Origin of the sequence: Mesorhizobium vachelliae, assembly GCF_033977325.1 — a bacterium.
In the GTDB taxonomy this organism is placed as follows: domain Bacteria; phylum Pseudomonadota; class Alphaproteobacteria; order Rhizobiales; family Rhizobiaceae; genus Mesorhizobium; species Mesorhizobium vachelliae.
Genome location: NZ_JAVIIR010000015.1, coordinates 76,785 through 95,676, shown reverse-complemented (window position 1 = coordinate 95,676; position 18,892 = coordinate 76,785). Strand labels below are relative to the sequence as shown.

Genomic DNA, 18,892 nt, shown 5'->3' with positions numbered 1-18,892 from the left:
GCTACATCCGAGCCCTTGCCGAGGTGGGATCGTAAGGCGAATCCGGAACCACCTCGGCGATCTTCCATTCGCCGAGGATCGCCACGTCGAGCTTCGTGCCGGGCCTGGCAAAACGCTCAGGCAGCAGGGCTAGCGCGATGTCATGCCCGAGCGCGTAGCCATAGCCGCCCGAGGTGATGCGCCCGACCAGCTTGCCGTTGCTGTAAAGCCCTTCATTGGCCAAAGTGCTGGCGCCGTCGGTGTCGATCCTGAGCGTCACCGAGCGCCGCTGGTCGTTGCGCTCCTTGTATTTCTTGACCGCATCGCGCCCGACGAAGTCGCCCTTGTCGAGACGGATGAAGCGCTCCAGCCCGCTCTCCAGCGCGTTGAGCTCCGGGTTCATGTCGCGATACATGGCGCGATAGGATTTCTCGAGCCTGAGCGACTCCAGCGCGTGCAGGCCAACCAGCCGCATGCCATGCTTCTCGCCCTCCTTAAGGATCGCGTCGAGCAATTGCCGCTGGTAGGGCAGGGGGTGATACAGCTCCCAGCCGAGCTCGCCCTCATAGTTGACGCGCAGCAGCCGCACGTCGCTGGCCAGGGCTACGCTGCCGGTCTTGACGCCGAACCACGGAAAATTCTCGTTGGAAAGGTCGATCTCGGTCAGCGGCTGCAGCACCTCGCGCGCCTTGGGTCCGACGACGGTGAAACAGCCGCGATCGTTGGTGACATTCTTCAAGGATACGCTGCCGTCGGCGGGCAGCAGTCTGGACAGATCGTCGAAGTTCCAGCGCTCGGCGCGCGGCGTCGAGATCAGGTAGAACAGGTCTTCGGCAAGCCGGACCACCATATATTCCGCCTGCACGCCGCCGCTGGGGGTCAGGTGATGCGCCAGCGTCACCTTGCCGACCGCCGGCAGGCGGTTGGCGATGATCCTGTCCAGCCATTGGGCCGCGCCTTTTCCCGACACTTCGAACTTGGTCATCGGCGTCATCTCGACCAGGCCGACGGCATTGCGCACCGCCAGCACCTCCTCGCCGACGAGGTTGCCCTTGGGCGTCCAGCGCCAGCTATACTGGTCCTTCGCCTCGATTCCGCTGCGCGCGAACCAGTTGGGCATCTCCCAGCCATTGAGCACGCCCCAGACGGCGCCGAGCTCCGTCAATCGGTCATAGGAAGGCGCGGTCTTTTGCGGCCGGGCGGCTGGCATGTCCTGCCCGGGATATTTCTGTTCGGCATGCGTGCCCCAGGCCTCGCGCACCTTCTCCCGCGTCCAGGCCTTGTTGGCGTAGTCGCCGAAGCGGCGCGGGTCGAGGTCGGAGGTGTCGAGGCTGTTGCCGCCCTCGACGATCCGCTCCGACAAATAATAGCCGATCGTGCCGCCCCACAGGATGCCGCCGGGCACGCCTTCGGCGAGCCAGACATTGGGCAGGCCCCAGGCCGGTCCCATCAGCGGCAGCTCGTCCGCCGTCATCTGGAAGGGACCGCGTACATTGGCCTTGATGCCGACGCGCCCCAAGGCCGGGACCAGTTGCAGCGCCTGCTCCCAGTTCCACGACACCGCCTCGAAATCCTCTTCGAGCAGGTCGGCGCCGAACCAGGAGGGAACGCCGTCCTCGGCAAACAGCTTCAGATTCGCCGTGCGTTCGTAAGGCCCGAACATCAGCCCGTCGCCTTCCTCGCGCAGATACCCTTCGAAACCCTCGTCGCGCAGGATCGGCATTTCGGGCCGGCCCGCGCGCTTGCGCTCCACCACTTCCGGCACGGCTTCGGTGATCCAGTACTGGTGCAGGATCGGGATCGCCGGGATGTCGAGGCCGAGCAGCGCGCCGGTCTGGCGCGCGTAATTGCCGGTGGCGCAAATCACATGCTCGCAGGTGATGTCGCCCTGGTTCGTTTGGACCAGCCACTCGCCGCCCGGCGTCCGCTTGAACCCGGTGACCTCGGTGTTGAGATAGACCTTGGCGCCGAGGTCGCGGGCGCCCTTGGCCATGGCGTGGGTCACGTCGGCCGGCGCGATGTGGCCGTCGTCGGGATGGTAGAGCGCGCCGAGCATGTCCTTGTTGTCGAGCAGCGGCCAGAGCTTTCGCGCTTCGTCGGGCGTCAGCAACTGCGCCCGCATGCCTTGCACCTCGGCGACACTCATATAGCTCTTGAACTCGTCGAGCCGGTCCCTGGAATTGGCGATGCGCAGCTGGCCGCATTTGTGCCAGCCGACCGGCTGCCCGGTCTCCGCCTCGAGACCTTCATAGATCTCGATTGTCTTGTTGATCATCCGCCCGACATTGATGTTGCGGGCATAAGAGGGGATGAGCCCCGCCGCATGCCAGGTCGAGCCGGCGGTGAGCTGCGTGCGCTCCAGCAGCGCCACGTCCGTCCAACCGCGCTTGGCCAAGCCATAAAGGATACCCGCGCCGACGCAGCCGCCGCCCACGATCACCACCCGCGCATGTGTCTGCATCAAACCACCAATCCAACTGTTCAGAGCAAAAGTGCCGCTGAAAGCTACAGGCGGCGAAAGACCGTGTAACGTCTTCAAAAACTAGGGGTGACGATAAATTGGGCTTATGCAGCGGTTACGCGCGCGGCAGGGCGCGAGCCTGCGGCGCTCACCTGGTTTGCCCCTCTTGCGCGGCCTCGTCCTTGAAGTCGACCTTCGTGCCCGGCTTGACCATGGCGGCGAGGTCCTCGGCGTCCCAATTGGTCATCCGGATGCAGCCGTGCGAGAAGGTGGTGCCGATCTTGCCCGGGTCAGGTGTGCCGTGGATGCCATAGCTCTCGATCGAGAGGTCGATCCACACCGATCCGACGGGATTGTTGGGTCCCTTGGCGATGGTGAAGGGGCGCTTGGTCTTCACCCCCTTGAAGGCGAATTTCGGATTGTAGTGATAGGTCGGATCATGCACCACGCGCCTGACCTCGGCCGTGCCGCTCGGCGCTGGCTTTTCCTCGCTGCCGATCGAGGCCGGATAGACCGCAATCGCCTTGCCCGACGCATCGAGCGCGCGCACCTGGCGGGATGCCTTGTCGACCTCGACGCCGCCAATCTGCGAAGGAGGATCGCCGCGGCCGACATCGGGCACCACCAGGGTCGTGCCGGCCCTGCTCAATCCCGCGCGGAGGTTGAGCATCCTCAGCAATTGTTCGCTGACATGGAAACGCTCGGCCAGTTTCTCCTGCGCGTTGCGGTAGCCGAGGTATTTCAGGCGGGCCATGCTCTCCATGCGAACCGGAATGCGCCTGGTGAACGGGCCGCGCACATCCCTGGCCGTGACTTCGTATGTCGTCAGCACAGGGCCGGCGAAAGTTGCCGCGAGCTTGTCCCAGGTTTCCCGCGTAAGCTTGCCGTCGGAGGGCAGCCCGTTCGCCGCCTGGAAGGCCGCGACGGCCTTGGTGAAATTATCGGAGAGGCGGCCGTCGATCAGACCGGGCGAGAAGCGGGCGCGATCGAGAAGGATCTGCGCCTTGAGCAGCATCGGATCGATGCCCTTCGGCCCGTCTTCGCTGAATTGCACCTGATTGACCGTATCGATGTCCAGCTTCGCGGCCTGCGACCCGCCGCACGCCAGCGCGAGCGCCATCGCAACGACAAGAAGGAGCCTAACCATCGACGTCTCTCCCGAACCGAGACAAGAACCTGTCTCTATGACGCGGGACAGCCGATCCGGTTCCTGTCGCGTGCAGCCGCGCGAAGATCTTGTGTATGCGTTCCCTCCCATATCTGTTTGAATTTCAAGTCAGAAAACACTTACCCTGCGCGCGGATAACTGGCATAATCGCATAAGGGCCTATGCATTTTCTGATTCCATGGCCCCTCGTCCTGGTAACCGGCGGCTCCCCAACGCCCCCCCGCCCATGCCGTCGGTTGCCCATTCGAGGATCAAAGCCAAGTCTTGAAGACAGCACACGCGCAAGGCGGTGTAGATGTCAGCCCGGCCCGATCTCCGAAAACAGCCAGTCGCGAAACGCTTTTACCTTGCGCTGGCGGATCGCCTCTGGCGGATAGACCAGGTAGAAGCTCGACACCGCCTTCAGCGCGTGATCGAACGGCCGCACCAGCCTGCCGGTGGCGAGATCGGCTGAAACCAGCATGGTGCGGCCAAGCACCACGCCTTCCCCCTGGACGGCGGACTCCACCGCGAAGGTGGCGGAATCGAAGGTGAGCCCGCTGTTCGGATCGACGCCTTCGACGCCGGCGCTGGCGAGCCACGCCGCCCAGTCGATGCGGTAGCCGTCGCGGATCAACGTGTGGTGCTTGAGGTCCTGCGGGGTCCGGAGCGGGTGCGGACCCTCCAAGAGCTTCGGGCTGCAGACCGGAAACACTTCCTCGCCGGTGAGGAATTCCGAGGTCAGTCCGTGATAATGGCCGGCGCCGTAGCGGATCGCGACATCGATGCCGTCGCCGCGGAAATTGGTCAACCTGCCGGTGGTCGAGACGCGCACGTCGATATCGCCATGCGTGCGGTGAAAACGATACAGCCTCGGCACCAGCCATTTTCCGGCAAACCCGTCCGACGTGCTGACATTGAGCGTCGAACCCGAGTGGCGCGACGTCGCGGTTTGCGTCGCCAGCGCGAGCTGGTCGAGCGCCTCGCGCACGGCCACCGCATAAGGTTCGCCGACCGGGGTGAGCCGCACGGAACGGGTCGCGCGCTCGAAGAGCTGCACGCCGAGCTGATCCTCCAGATGCTTCACCGCCCGGCTGATCGCGCCATGCGTGAGGTTTAGCTCGTCGGCGGCTCGCGAAAAATTCAGATGTCGAGCCGCGGCCTCGAAGGCCGGCAAGGCGTTGAGTGGAGGCAGTTTGCGGATCATGGCACGATCATTTGTGAGTTATGGTAACAAATACTTGCCAAACTTTGGTTTGTCCGTCGAGCTTTTTCCAACCAAAAATCCTCACAGAATTTGTGATCAAAGCTCAACGCAGTGAGGACGCCATGGCCACCGTTCATCCCTTTCTCTGGTTCAACCTCGATGCCGGGGCCGCGCGGGATTTCTATCTTTCGGTCTTCAAGAACAGCCGCGCGCTGGGCTCGATCGAATTCACCGACTTCGTCGGCGGCACCAACAAGACAGTTCCGCACGCGATCTTCGACTTCGAGCTCGAAGGCCAGCGTTTCACCGCGCTCAATGCCGGCCACGTGCCGCCCTTCAACGAGCGGATCTCGCTTTATATCGAGACGAAGGACCAGGCCGAGACCGACTATTTCTGGAACGCACTGACGGCCGGCGGCGGCTCGGAACAGCCCTGTGGCTGGCTGAAGGACAAGTTCGGCGTCTACTGGCAGGTCATCCCGAGCGAGGCCTTGCGCTTGATGAACGACCCGGATCGCGAAAAGGCCGGCCGGGCGCGGCAGGCGATGTACTCGATGCGGAAGATCATCCTCGCCGACATCGAAGCGGCTTACGCCGGCAGCGCCTGAATTCAACCCTGATCACTGGAGGACGGAGAAGACCCATGGCCAATCTCACGGGCAAGAAGATCATTGTCGTCGGAGGCAGTTCCGGCATCGGCTTCGGCGTCGCCGCGGCTGCATTGGAAAGCGGTGCAGAGGTGGTGATCGCCGGCCGTTCGGCGGACAAGCTGAAGACCGCAACGGAGAGGCTCGGCGGGGCAGGGCGCGTGACCAGCCTAGCCGCCGACATGGCGAACGAGGCGGACGTCGCCCGCCTGTTCGACGCGGTCGGTGGCTTCGATCATCTGGTCGCGACCGCCGGCTCGCCGCCGCCCAATTATCCGATCGGCAAGACCGACATGGATTTCGTCCGAGGCTTCATCGACGGCAAGCTGATCGGCGCCGTGATGCTCGCCAAGCACGCGGTGGGCACGCTGAACAAGGGCGGCTCGATGATCTTTACTTCCGGCATCAACAAGGACCGCCCACCGATCCCCGGCGGCTCGGTCGTCTCGGCAGTCGCCGGCTCCTTCACCTATTTCGCCCGCGCGCTGGCGCTGGAGCTTGCGCCGACTCGCGTCAACATCGTCTCGCCAGGCTGGGTCGACACCGAGATGTGGGACGAGATCGTCGGCGACGCCAAGACAGGCTATTTCGAGCAGATGGGCGCCCGACTGCCGGCCGGAAAAATCGCCAGGCCCACCGACATCGCGCCGGCCTATCTTTACCTGATGCAGAACGAATTCATGACCGGCGAGACCATCCACATCGATGGCGGGCAGCGGCTGGTTTGACGGGCCAGGCGTGAGGCCAGCGTGACGCTATTCGTGCGTCACCGCCGCTTCGGGGGCGGGCCTCTTGTTGGCTACGGCCAAGGCAAGGCCGCCCAGGATCAGAACGACGCCTGCCGCGAACATCAGGCCGAGTCTGTCGCCGAAGAGAACGGACGCGGCGGCAATCCCGAAAACCGGCTGGATATACTGGACGCTCGCCGCGATCCGGGCCGGGACCGCTCGCAGGAGATAGAGCCACAGCAGCAGCCCGGCGACGGTCACCAGGACGCCGAGATAAACGACGACCCATATTGCCTGCATGGTGATGTGCACGGGCGTGTGGGCCAACTCCCAGCCGGACAGGGGCAGGATTGCGACCAGTCCCGCCAGTGCGTTCCATGCGGCCACCGGCAAGGTGCCGTGCTTGGCTGTGAGCTGTGCGCTCCAGATGTAATAGAACGCAATGGCGACAGCCGAAACGAGCATCCAGACCACGCCGACGAGCGTGGTTTTGGACAGGTCGTCAGCTCCCGATCCGCTTCCGATGGCCACCAAGGCGATACCGGCAAAGGCGGCGAGCAGGCCGAACCATTGCCGGCCGGTCACGGGCTGGTTGAGGCGGATCGCCGCGAAGATGACGATGAAAATGGGGATCGTCGCTGAAATGATCGTGCCGGCGGATGCAGACGTGCCCTGCACGCCGAACGACTGCGCGACATTTCCAAGCGTGATGCCCATCACGCCGAGCGCGACGATGTTGGGGACGGCTTGCCACGGCACGCGAAGCCGGCCCGCCGCCAGGACCAGAAACAGCGGCACCGCGACGAGGAAGCGCATCGCCGTCAGCGTCAAAGGTGGGATCGTTTCAAGGCCCAGCTTCGTGATCGGGATCGAAAGACCCCACATGATCGCAAGCAAGAACATTGCGCCGAGGCTCCTCATGGACAAGGACCGGGCGGATATGTCGACGGGCGAGAGGGCCGCGGAGTTGGTGGCGTTCTGCGTCATGGGCTTCACTTGATGCGATTGGCAGGTGCGTGCATCCATGTCATGTCTACAAGTCGTCGAACGCTGCCGACAAACCATTTGTCCTCACAGGACGTGTGAATAGATCTCACGCGTAAGGAGCCAGATGCCTGAACAACTTCCGCCGCTGCAGACCTTGCGCGCCTTCGAGGCGACAGGCAGGAGGTTGAGCATGACGCTGGCGGCACAGGAGCTGCATCTGACCCATGGCGCGGTGAGCCGCCAGATCAAGGCGCTGGAAGATCATCTGGGGGTTCAGCTCTTCCGCCGCATGACCCGCAGGATCGAACTGACCGAGGCGGGCGTCTCATTCTTCGGCGCCGTCACCCGTCTGCTTTCCGAGCTCGCGCGCGAGGCGGAAAACATTCGCCGCAGGAATGACGAGACGCGCCTTGTCGTCAACTCGGGGGTCTCCTTCGCAAGCAAATGGCTGACATCGCGCCTGCACAAATTGATGGCGCGCTATCCGGATCTCGCGGTCCATCTCGAGGTGACTGACGCGGTGTTGGATTTCGCGACCGGTCACGTCGACGTCGCCCTGCGCTATGGAAATGGCCAGTACCCTTTCGCGGCGGCCGAGCGCATCATGAACGAAACAGTCTCCCCGGTCTGTGCGCCGGACTATCGCGACCGCATGGGCGGGCTTCGATCGCCTAGCGAGCTGGCCAAATGCCAGCTCATCCATGAGATCGGCATGAACACGACTTGGGAACGCTGGTTCTCGATGATGGAATTGCCCTATCCAAGGACGCGGGGGGCCGGCTACAGCCTTGGCAGCATGTCCATCGAGGCTGCGATCCGGGGCGAGGGCGTGGCGCTCGGGCGAAGCGTGCTGGTCGCCGAGGACCTCGCAGCAGGGCGCCTTGTGGCGCTGTTTCCACAAGCCAGGCTGGACGTCGAATGGGGATACGATCTTGTCTATCGGATAGGCAATCAAGACCACCCCAAGGTTCGCGCGTTCAGAAACTGGATCGCTGACGAAGTGCGGGAATTCACGAGCGCCAACTTCTCGCGTTGATTGCGAGCTCCGCTTCTGGCGTTTGCCGTTCGCACGCCAATGGCGTTTCCGGCGGAACGCTAATATAGATGATGCTCGAATGAGCAGCGCCTCCGCGTCGTCGAGGAATGCCATGCGAAGGGTCATCGTCACAGCCATTTGGATCGCGGCCGCGACAGGCGCCGACGCCCATGACTGGTACCAAAACAAGGTCGATCCGGTAACCAACTTCAAATGTTGCGGCGGTACGGACTGCCGCCCCATACCGCAGTCCTCGGTGCAGCCCAGGGCCGACGGTGGCTATGTTTATCTGCCCGATGGTTTCAACATCCCGCCGGACCGCGTGCAGGAATCGCCGGACGGCCGATACCATATCTGCGAGAACCGCTACGTGATAACCAACCAGCCTTATTTGCGCTGCTTCTTCGCGCCGCGTCTCAAGGTCTCGCGGCTGCTCCCGCGCTGACGGCGAGCCCCTCGACACTCGCGTTGCAGCCGCTCGAACTGATCCTTGCAGGAAACCAAGGTTTAGCCCGTAGCCTATGCTTTCAGGCGCAAAGCCATGGGTATTGTGAAATGCCCAAACCAGCCCGATGCTTTTTCGATCTGCTTCACCTCGGCTCGATATTTTAGGTCGCCTTAATATGTTGCTCGATTTCATCACGGTCACGCAGAATATCTGGACCGATCATCTGTTGATCAAAAGTACTTGCCCGGTAATAGCATGTCGCTAAGAATGCCGCGCAAATCATCCGGTTGACGGGCCAATCGGATGTTCAGGGGTGGACTGCGGCGCGATGAATTTCGGTTGCTTGGGGGTTCGGCGCGCCGGCGCCGGGCAAAAGATTGTTCTGGCGCTGCTGCTGAGTTCCGCTAGCCCGGCCGCTTATGCGGCTTGCACCACGGCCGGCACGACGATCACCTGTGCCACCGGCTCCAGCACGGACAACTTGGCGAGTTTCGCCAACGGCGTGACGCTCAACGTGGATGCAGGTGCCGTGTTGAGTGTGCCGTCGGGGCCATTTAGCAACGCGCTCACTCTGTCCGGCAACGGCATAACCCTGAACAATCTGGGCACTATCGATCCCGTCGTCGACGGCGGGATCGCCCTAGCGGCCAGTGGCGCGATGCTCGGCAACAACACGGCGGGCGGCAACACCATCATTGTCAACAACCAGTCGGGCGGGGTCATCAACGGTCTGGCAAACAGTGCATCCACGACGCCCGGCGGTCAGGCGCTTGTCGTGCAGAATGCCACAGGCGGCACAACCACGATAAAGAACGCCGGCACGATCGGCATGTCAGTGCCTGATACAGGCATGTCGGCCGACGCAGTGGCCATATTCGTTTATGGCGGCAGCCAGGTCAATTTCACCAACACCGGCACCATCACCGGGCGTATCGGCTTCGCCGCATCCGGAACCGCCGGTGTCGGAAACAGCTTTCTCAACGCCGGGATCATCAACGGCAGCGTCTATCTCGGTGACACCGCAACGGGCAATGTTTTCACGGCCGTGTCCGGATCGAGCATCACCAACGTCGGCAGCGCCGGCGCGGGCAGCGTCGCGGGCGTTGCCGTCAATCTCGCCGCGGCAGGCATCGTCGATGCCGGATCGGGCAACAATAACCGGCTCGTGCTCCAGAATTCGGCGACCGGGCCAGGTTCGGGCACCACTGGCGCCGTCACGACGATCAGCGCCTCATCCTACCAGCATTTCCAGCACCTCACGGTCAACAGCGGTACATGGAACCTGCAGGGCATGGTCGTCAGCGGCGACGCAACGATCAATGACGGCCTCGTCAACATCGACAATCCAAATGCCTTCGGCTCGGGCCTTCTCAACGTCAATGGCGGCGCCCTCGCGGCTTCGGTCGCGAATCTGCCGCTCGCCAACAGCATCTCGTTGAACGGCAACAGCCGCCTGACTCTGACCGGAACGAATGCCTTGGCGTTGACGGGCATGATTTCAGGTTCGGGCGGACTGACCATCAACGACATCGGCGTGGTGACGTTGACGGGTACCAACCTGTTCTCCGGCGGCGTCAACCTCAATGCAGGCGGTGTCAAGCTCGGCAATGCCATGGGGCTTGGTTCGGGCACGCTGACCGTCGGCGGCACCGCCTTGCTTGACACGACGGCAGCCAATTTCAACGTGGCCAACAGTATAGTGGTCAGCTCCGGCGCCACGCTGAATTTGCTGGGCAGCAACGCGCTGACCCTCAACGGCAGCATATCGGGCGCGGGCAACCTGACCAAGGGCGGTGCAGGCACGTTGACGCTCGGCGGCGCCAGCTCCTTGAGCGGCAGCTTCAATATAGCGGGCGGAGCCGTGGCCGTGGGCGCCGGCGGCAGCCTTTCGCCGAACAGCACGGTCACGCTCGCTTCCGGCACGAATCTCGATATTTCGGCGGCGACAAGTCAGACGATCGGCGCCCTGGCCGGCGCTGGCGGCAGCATCAACCTCGGAGGCACGACTCTCGCGGTCGGCGGCCTGGGCACCGACACCGGGTACAGTGGAACGATCAGCGGCACCGGCAAGCTGGTGAAGGCCGGCACCGGCTTGCTGACGCTGAGCGGCAACAACAGTCTTTTCAGCGGCGGACTGACCATTTCCGGCGGCGGGATTCTTCTCGGAGGCGCCAACGCGGCCGTCACGGGCACCATTACTGCCGCGGGTGCCGTTTCGATCGATTCGACGGTCGCGTCTCTCAGCCTCAGCAATCAGGTTTCGATCGACGCGGGCGCCTCGCTGACCGTGCTGGGCGCCAACCCTCTGACCCTCAACGGATCGACTTCCGGCGCCGGCACGCTGATCAAGAAAGGCGCAAACACGCTGACGCTTGGCGGCGCCAGCTCCATGACGGGCACCCTGGACATCGAGGTTGGGACGGTGGCGGTGGGCGCCAACGGCAGCCTTTCGCCGACAGGTGCTGTCACGCTCGCCGGATCGGGAGCCACTCTCGACATTTCGGGCGCGACGGCCGATCAGGCTATCGGTTCGCTCGCCGGTTCGGCGGGCACCAGCGTCATGCTCGGTAGCAGAACGCTGACCCTGGGCGGTCTGGGTGGCAACACCACGTTTGGCGGAACAATCAGCGGCAATACGGCCAAGCTGGTCAAGGTCGGCACCGGTATCCTGACCTTGAGCGGCGCCAACAGCTTTACCGGCGGAACGACGATCTCGGCCGGCGAGGTCACAATGGGCAATGCGGGCGCGCTCGGCAGCGGCGCCGTCGCCATGGCGGACGGATCGGCACTTAGCTTCGTCGCCAACTACGCTATCGCCAATACATTCACGATCAGCGGCGATGCGACGTTCGATCTGGTCGCTACCAATTCCGAGACGCTTTCGGGCCCTGTCGGCGACGGCACCTTGGCCGGCGCGCTGATCAAGGCAGGTGCGGGTACGCTGACACTTTCCGGCGCCAACACCTATTCCGGCGGCACCACGATCGATGCCGGCACGCTCAGGCTTGGCCGCGCCGGCGCCCTCGGCAGCGGCGGCCTCGACACCACCGATGCCGGCACATTCGATCTTCGCGGTTTCGACCAGACGGTCTCGACGCTGAACGGTGAGGCCGGCAGCTTCATCACCAACTCGTCGGGTACTGCCGGCACGCTTACGGTCACCGGCTCCGGTCAATTCGGCGGCATCATCAACAACGGCTCGGGCGGCGGGTCGGTGGCGCTGGCCAAGACCGGTTCCGGCACGCTGACGCTCAACGGTGTGAACACCTATACCGGCCTGACAACGGTTTCAGGCGGCACGCTGATCGTCGGCGGCGATGGCCATTCGAGCGCGGCGATCGCCGGCAATGTTTCGGTCGGCAGCGGCGGTACGCTCGGCGGTCATGGCACCGTCGGCTCAACCGTGATCAATTCGGGCGGCACGCTGGCGCCGGGAGCCTCGATCGGCACCTTGGCGGTCAATGGCGACTTGACCATCGGCGACGGGGCGACGCTTGATTTCGAATTCGGCGCGCCGGGGGCGAACTTCAACACGCCCGGCCAAAGCGACAGCGTCGACGTCACCGGGAACCTGTCCATCGGCAGTTCCACGCTAAAGGTCACCGACACCGGCAATATGGGGCCGGGTCTGTACAACCTGTTCGGTTGGGGCGGCACGCTGGCCATCACCGGAGGCGGTTTTGCTCCGCCCGCCGGCGATACGCTTCAGATCCTGACCGTCGACAAGAAGATCAACTTGATCAGGACAGCCGGTTTCGAGCTCAATTTCTGGAACGCGAACGGCGAGGCGGACGCAACCCATATGGGCGGCGGCAGCGGTACCTGGTCGATCTTCTCGCCGTTCTGGGCGACTGCGGATGGCGCGTTCACCGGCCCGATGGCTCCGCAGCCCGGTTTCGCCATTTTCGGCGGCACGGCAGGTACCGTGAGGGTGGATGATACCGACGGCGCCGTCGCCGCGACCGGCATGCAATTCGCATCTGACGACTATCATCTCATCGGCGACAGCCTGGACCTCGTGGCCGATGCCGACCATCCCGCGCCGGTAGAGATCCGGGTCGGCGACGGCAGCGCCGGCTCGGCGGCCTGGACGGCGACGATCGACAATGTGATCGCCGGCAGCGCGGGTCTGCGCAAGACCGGCGCCGGCACGCTGGTGCTAACCGGGGCGAGCACCTATTCCGGCGGCACGACGCTGGAAGCCGGCACGCTGTCGGTCTCGTCGGATACGAATCTGGGCGACACCTCCGGCGGGCTCACCTTCAACGGCGGCACGCTCAAGATCACCGGCACCGCCTATACCGGCACGAGCCGCGCGGTGACGCTGACCGGCAACGGCACGATCGACATCGCCGATGTGGGCAACCAGTTTGCGCTGAACCAGGTCGTCGGCGGCGCCGGCGGGCTGACCAAGCAGGGCGGCGGCACGCTGCAGCTCGATGCCGCCAACACCTATACCGGCGCCACGACGATCGCCGCCGGCACACTTGCGCTGACGGGAACCGGATCGATAGCGCAGAGCTCCAGCCTGACGATCATCGGCGGCGCCTTCGATCTTACCGGCCTCGCGGGAGATACCAGCGTCAACAATCTCTCCGGCACCGGCGGCGCGCTGAAACTCGGCGCCGGCACCCTGACCGTCGACCAGAGCGTCGATGGTTCGTTCGCAGGCACGCTCTCCGGCGCCGGCGGATTCACCAAGAGCGGCTCGGCCAAGCTTACCTATGACGGCGACGGCTCGGCCTTCACCGGCTTGACGACGGTGGCCGGCGGCACGCTGATCGTCGGCTCGGTCGCGGGCAGCACGGCACGGCTCGGCGGCTCGCTTATTGTCGGCGACACGGCAACGCTCGCCGGCCACGGCAAGATCGGCTCGGGCGCCGGCAGCGTCGTCACCGTCGCATCCGGCGGCACGGTTTCGCCGGGCAATTCGATCGGCACGCTGACGATCGACGGCGACTATGTGCAGAAGGCGGGCTCCACCTATCTGGCCGAGATCGCGCCGGACGGCACCTCGGACCTGATCTCGGTGACCGGCAAGGCCACCATCGAGGGCGGCACCGTCTATGCGTCGAAGGAAACAGGCAGCTACGCGCCCGGCACCGTCTACACCATCCTGACTGCGGCGGGCGGCGTGAACGGCACCTATGACACGCTCGACCAGAACACGCCCTTCGTCGATCTCAAGCTGACCTACGATCCGACCGCGGTCCATATCAGGGCCGTGCGCAACAATGTCGACTTTTGCGCCGTGGCGAAAACCGCGAACCAGTGCGCCGTGGCCAACGCGGTGGAAGGTCTCGGTGACGGCAACACGCTGTTCGACGCGGTTGCCGGCGTGCCCGGCGCCGATGTCGCGCGTTCCGCTTTCGACCAATTGTCGGGCGGCATACATGCTTCGGGCAGGAGCGTGCTGATCGAAACCAGCCAGCTCATCGGCGACATCATCGACGCCCGCCTGCGTTCGGCGTTCGGCGCGGTGGCCGCCGATTCATCGCCCGTGATCGCCTATGGCGAGGATGGTACCGACAATCGCGCAACGGCCGCGATCGATGCCGCGCTCGCTCCGGCCGATACGCTGGCGCCCGAGGCCTGGGGCAACGCCTTCGGCGATTGGGGGCATCTGGACGGCGGCGTCTCCTCGTCGACGGGCGGCTTCCTCACCGGCATCGATGCAGCGCTTGGCCGCGGTTGGCGCGCCGGCGTCGTCGCCGGCTACAGCCACACCAGCTTCGACGCCGACATGTCCTCGGGAAACAGCCAGAACTGGCATCTCGGCCTCTATGGCGGCGGCCAGTGGGGCGCGCTCGGATTGCGGGCGGGCGCGGCCTATACCTGGCACAACATATCGACCGCGCGTGGCGTCGATTTCCCTGGCTTCAGCGACCGTCTGTCGGCCGACTACGATGCTGGCACGGCGCTGGCCTTCGGCGAGCTTGCCTACGGCATGAAAGCGGGATCGGTCGGCCTCGAGCCCTTCGCCAACCTCGCCTACGTCAACCTGCGCAGCGACGGCTTCACCGAGAAGGGCGGCGCGGCGGCGCTCATCAGCCCATCCTCGACCACCGACGCCACCTTCACCACGCTCGGCCTGCGTGCTTCGACCAATTTCAACCTCGGCTCGATGATGGCGACCGCGCGCGGCACGCTGGGCTGGCGTCACGCCTACGACGCCAGGGCCGAAGCCGTCTTCACCATCGACGGCTCCGATCCCTTCGCCATCACCGCTCCGATCGCCAGCGATGCCACCCTGGTAGAGGCCGGCCTCGATTTCGCGCTGTCGCCCAATGCCACGCTGGGCGTCAACTATCGCGGCCAGCTCGCCTCGGGCGCCAGCCAGAACGGATTCAATGCAAGGCTGGACGTGAGGTTCTAATGCAAGTCGTCCACAGGCGCGTAGCGATGGCGAACAGCTGATTGCCGCTGACGGCGCGGTGTCGAAGCGCCTCGACGATCACTATCATCGCAACCGGTCGAGCCGTCACTTTCGTGCGAAGCTGAAGGCGAAGTGGCTGCCGCGATGATAGACGGCGGCATGGACGACCGGGGTTCCGGTTCCGTCGAAACAGGTTTCCGTGATGAGCAGGGCCGGCCCGAAGTCGCGCAGGTCGTTACGCTGCACGATTTCGTCCGGCAGCGTTACGGCTGCAACCGAGGCAGCAGACATACGCGGCTGGTGACGGTGTCTTTCCAGCAATGCGAGCAGCGAGCCGCTCCATTCAATGTCGAAAAGGCGGCCCGGCAAGAGGTTCCGCGGCACGTAGTCCAGTGAGTAGATCAGGGGCAGATCGTTGTGCAGCCGCAGCCGTTCAAGCCGGATGACGCGCTCTCCGTCCGCCAGCCCCAATTGCTGCTGGATCAGCGGCTCTGGCGTCTCCTCAGCGATGGAAAGAACCTTGTTGACGGTGTCATAGCCGTAATGGCGCGACATGTCGGTCACGCTCTCGAAGACCGTGATGGGGCGATCGATATGGACGGCGGAGTTCGCGGTGACGAAGCGGCCGAGACCATGGGTGACGGAGATGACGCCGTCCTGTTCGAGGAGCTTCAGCGCTTCGCGCAGGGCAGGGCGCGAGATGCGGAAGCGCTGCGTCAGCTGCGATTCCGTTGGCAGCCGATCGCCAGGCTTGAGCCCTTCGGTCCTGATGAGGTCGGCCAAGCGGTCGCGGAGCTGGACCGCCAATGTGCGCGCATCCCGAAGCGGCTCGTCCAAGTCCCTCTTCCCCATTGTGCCAACTCCCCCTTTGTTGTCGGACAATTGCGCCCGGGTCAAGCGGATGCATGCCGCGGCGATCACATGGTGTACGGGAAACGCCCGCAAGCCGATCGGCAAAATTTCTCTTGAAATGCCCTCCTCAAGATGTCAGTTGTCTTACAACTTAACCGATCGAGGGAACCATGCTCAATTTCGATGAAGCCCGGTTTATGCGTATCCAATCCGGGGCGGTGGCTTTGCGCCAGCGCATTGACGCCGTCGTGGCGCAATGCCTCGCTGCCGGAGCGCAAAACATCTTCTTTCTCGGCACTGGCGGTGCGGCGATCCTGATGCATCCGGCTGCGCAACTGCTCCAACGCCGATCCCGCTTTCCGGCCTTCGTCGACATCACCGCCGAGCTGCAGCTTGTCCAATCCGTGCATCTGACCGACAAATCGATCGTCGTGTTGCCCTCGCTCTCCGGCACCACCAAGGAAAGCGTGGCGCTGCTGTCCAGGATCAAGGAAGTCGGGGCGACCGTGATCACCTTGGTCGGGCACCAGGAGACGCCGCTCGGCAAGGGCGGAGACCATGTCTTCGTCAACTTCGCCGAGGACGACACGTCCTGCGAGTCCTTCTATCTCCAATCCCTGTTCATCGCGCTGGCAGTGCTGAAGCATCGCGGTGAGCTGGCTGAATCCGAGCGGATTCTCGTCGAGCTGGAGCGATTGCCGGGGCTACTGCTGGAGGTGAAGCGGAGCTATGAAAAGGAAGCCGCCGGTTTCGCGCAAAAGCTGGCCGCCTCCGACTATCACATCATAACCGGCGCCGGGAATGTCTGGCCGCAGGCTTGGTACTACGGCATGTGCATCCTGGAGGAGATGCAGTGGATCCGGACCCGCCCCGTGCATGCTTCCGACTTTTTCCATGGCACGCTGGAGCTGGTGGACAAAGACGTCAGCTTGGTGCTTTTCAAGGGCGAGGACAGCGCCCGGCCGCTGGCCGATCGCGTCGAGAAATTCGCGCCTGGCTACACGGACAAGTTGACTGTGCTCGACGCGGCCGATTTTGAACTGCCCGGCATTTCGCCGGATGTTCGCACGCTGGTTTCGCCGATCGTGCTCGCGACCGCGCTCGAACGGGTCAGCGCTCATCTCGAGGTGATCCGCAACCACCCGCTGACGACGCGCCGCTACTACAAGCGCGTTGCATATTGAACTGAAGCCCAAGGCGCCGGCGGGTAGCACAGCATATGAGCAGCTTTCGATTCGCGGCGGTGGGCGACAATTGCATCGATCGCCTCGGAGCGCCGATCGGTCGCTCGCTGGTCGGCGGCAACGCGCTCAATGTCGCCGTCCAAATCGCCCGGCTTGGCCACGACAGCTTCTATTTCGGCGCCGTCGGCCGCGACGCCGAGGGCGAACGCACCCGCGCCGAGCTCGAGGCCAATCGGGTAGCGGTCGAGCACCTGCGCGTAGGCCAGCGCAACACCGCCTGGACCGACATCAAGGTCTTGCCGTCCGGCGAGCGTTTGATTGCCGCCGAGGATTTCGGCGCCTGCGCCGGCTATACGCCGGACGAGGCCGAACTGGCGGTCCTGGGGAGGATGGATCATGTCCATATCGGCTGGCTGGACGATGGCGGCGCCTTGCGCAGGCGCTTGTCGCGGGCAGGCGTCAGCGTCTCGCAGGACATTTCGGTCAACGCCGATCTCGCCAACATCGGTGTGCAGGGCTTAAGTATTGCTTTCTGCTCGACGGACCGACCCCGCGATGCGTCGGAAGCGATGGCGGCGGATCTCCTGTCGCGCGGCGCAGGTTGCGCCGTCGTCATGCGCGGTGCCGATGGGTCGATGGCGCTGACGGCCCGCGAGCGCGCCGAGACCGGCATCCGTCCGGTCGAGGTCGTCGACACGACCGGCGCCGGAGACAGTTTTATCGCCGGTTACCTGCATGCCTGGCTGGCCGGGAAGCCGCTGTTGCTATGCCTCGAAAGCGGTCGCGATCATGCCGCTGTGGCCTGCCGCCATCTTGGCGGTTTTTCCCAGGCGGGGATGCCGCATTGAAGTTCAGCGTTTGAGCGATCGGCCGAACCGTTCCTCGATGCGGGACTGCAGGAATTCGAGCCCGATGGACAAAAGCCAATAGATCATCGAGGCGGTGATCAGCATCTCGATATGCCGGAACTCGGTCTGGCCCTGCGTGCGCGCCAGATACATGATCTCCCAGACCCCGACCACCGAGACCAGGGAGGAATCCTTCAGCATCGCGATGAACTGATTGCCTGTCGGCGGCACGATGACGCGCATCGCTTGCGGCAGGATCACCAGGAACATCGTCTGGTTGGGGCTGAGCCCAAGGGCGGTGGCGCCTTCCGTCTGGCCGCGCGGAATGCTTTCGATGCCGGCCCGGAAAATCTCGGTCATGTAGGCGCCGTAGCAAAGTGACAGCGCCATGATGCCGGCGGGCACGGCCCCGATCACATAACCGACCTGCGGCAAGCCGAGATAGATGATGTAGATCTGCATCAGCAGTGGCAGCCCGCGAAACAGCGAGGTGTAAAAGGTGGCCAGGCCATAGATCGCACCATTCTTGGAAAGCTTGGCTATGGCGCCGACGAAGGCAATGACTGTCGCGATGGCGATCGAAATCGCGGAAATGTAGAGTGTGGTCACCACGCCTTGCGAAATAAGGAACCCGATCTTCCTGGCGATGAAAGAGAAGGATAGGTCGAAGGAGTAGAAGAACAGCATCAGCAGCACGAACAGCTCGATCCAAACGGCCACGATCTGCTGCTTGCGCCCGAGTTGCTGCAGCGCCTTCCAGTTGACGGCCACGATCAGCGCGATCAGCACCGCCGAGACGCCTCGCGCCACCACGGGATTGGCCGTAAGCCATTCGATCGAGCCGGGGATCAGCTTGCCGATCCAGTCTGCCTTGATGCCGAGACCGTAGAGGCCCGCGGCGAAGGCGGCGAGCGCCAGGCACGCGCCGATGCGGCGCGCGGCGTCCGGATAGTTGAGCAGCAGTCTGCCGATCACCTGTCGATCTCCCTCTG

The 18,892-nt window shown here is 64.0% G+C and carries 13 protein-coding genes; 7 read left to right on the top strand and 6 right to left on the bottom strand.

Annotated elements, in window-relative coordinates:
* Window position 1: 1 nt before the first annotated feature.
* From RFM41_RS26765 to RFM41_RS26755, 3 genes are all read right to left on the bottom strand, one after another.
* Window positions 2-2,440 (bottom strand): GcvT family protein, encoded by a 2,439-nt coding sequence (locus tag RFM41_RS26765; protein ID WP_320252393.1) that lies wholly within the window; start codon window positions 2,438-2,440, stop codon window positions 2-4.
* A 148-nt stretch (window positions 2,441-2,588) separates the two neighbouring features.
* Window positions 2,589-3,587, bottom strand: a complete 999-nt coding sequence (locus RFM41_RS26760) for a L,D-transpeptidase family protein (RefSeq protein WP_320252394.1) — start codon at window positions 3,585-3,587, stop codon at window positions 2,589-2,591.
* 319 nt (window positions 3,588-3,906) lie between these two features.
* Entirely contained in the window at window positions 3,907-4,794 is an 888-nt protein-coding gene (locus tag RFM41_RS26755) for a transcriptional regulator GcvA (RefSeq protein WP_320252395.1), read from the bottom strand.
* 122 nt (window positions 4,795-4,916) lie between these two features.
* On the opposite strand from RFM41_RS26755, the gene RFM41_RS26750 reads away from it, so the two are divergent.
* Entirely contained in the window at window positions 4,917-5,402 is a 486-nt protein-coding gene (locus tag RFM41_RS26750; protein ID WP_320252396.1) for a VOC family protein, read from the top strand.
* A 35-nt stretch (window positions 5,403-5,437) separates the two neighbouring features.
* Complete coding sequence (locus RFM41_RS26745; protein ID WP_320252397.1) at window positions 5,438-6,169, top strand: SDR family oxidoreductase; 732 nt, start codon at window positions 5,438-5,440, stop codon at window positions 6,167-6,169.
* A gap of 27 nt (window positions 6,170-6,196) precedes the next feature.
* Here RFM41_RS26745 and RFM41_RS26740 read toward each other — a convergent pair whose 3' ends face one another.
* Window positions 6,197-7,072, bottom strand: a complete 876-nt coding sequence (locus RFM41_RS26740; protein WP_320252481.1) for a DMT family transporter — start codon at window positions 7,070-7,072, stop codon at window positions 6,197-6,199.
* Window positions 7,073-7,280: 208 nt separating this feature from the next.
* Between RFM41_RS26740 and gcvA the strand changes: the two genes are divergently transcribed.
* The 3 genes from gcvA to RFM41_RS26725 all read left to right on the top strand — a co-directional run bounded on the left by gcvA (window position 7,281) and on the right by RFM41_RS26725 (window position 15,016).
* Window positions 7,281-8,192 carry a transcriptional regulator GcvA gene (gcvA, locus tag RFM41_RS26735; RefSeq protein WP_320252398.1) on the top strand — a complete coding sequence of 304 codons (912 nt, stop codon included), beginning with the start codon at window positions 7,281-7,283 and terminating at the stop codon, window positions 8,190-8,192.
* 79 nt (window positions 8,193-8,271) lie between these two features.
* Window positions 8,272-8,637, top strand: coding sequence for a hypothetical protein (locus RFM41_RS26730; protein WP_320252399.1), 366 nt, complete (start codon window positions 8,272-8,274; stop codon window positions 8,635-8,637).
* Window positions 8,638-8,968: 331 nt separating this feature from the next.
* Window positions 8,969-15,016 carry an autotransporter domain-containing protein gene (locus RFM41_RS26725; RefSeq protein ID WP_320252400.1) on the top strand — a complete coding sequence of 2,016 codons (6,048 nt, stop codon included), beginning with the start codon at window positions 8,969-8,971 and terminating at the stop codon, window positions 15,014-15,016.
* Window positions 15,017-15,121: 105 nt separating this feature from the next.
* Here RFM41_RS26725 and RFM41_RS26720 read toward each other — a convergent pair whose 3' ends face one another.
* Window positions 15,122-15,853: a GntR family transcriptional regulator gene (locus tag RFM41_RS26720; RefSeq protein WP_320252401.1), complete on the bottom strand. Its 732-nt coding sequence runs from the start codon at window positions 15,851-15,853 to the stop codon at window positions 15,122-15,124.
* Window positions 15,854-16,038: 185 nt separating this feature from the next.
* Between RFM41_RS26720 and RFM41_RS26715 the strand changes: the two genes are divergently transcribed.
* Both RFM41_RS26715 and RFM41_RS26710 read left to right on the top strand, forming a co-directional pair.
* Window positions 16,039-17,052 carry an SIS domain-containing protein gene (locus tag RFM41_RS26715; protein ID WP_320252402.1) on the top strand — a complete coding sequence of 338 codons (1,014 nt, stop codon included), beginning with the start codon at window positions 16,039-16,041 and terminating at the stop codon, window positions 17,050-17,052.
* A gap of 35 nt (window positions 17,053-17,087) precedes the next feature.
* Entirely contained in the window at window positions 17,088-17,900 is an 813-nt protein-coding gene (locus RFM41_RS26710) for a PfkB family carbohydrate kinase (protein ID WP_320252403.1), read from the top strand.
* Window positions 17,901-17,903: 3 nt separating this feature from the next.
* Here RFM41_RS26710 and RFM41_RS26705 read toward each other — a convergent pair whose 3' ends face one another.
* Complete coding sequence (locus RFM41_RS26705; protein ID WP_320252404.1) at window positions 17,904-18,875, bottom strand: amino acid ABC transporter permease; 972 nt, start codon at window positions 18,873-18,875, stop codon at window positions 17,904-17,906.
* Between the last annotated feature and the right edge of the window lie 17 nt (window positions 18,876-18,892).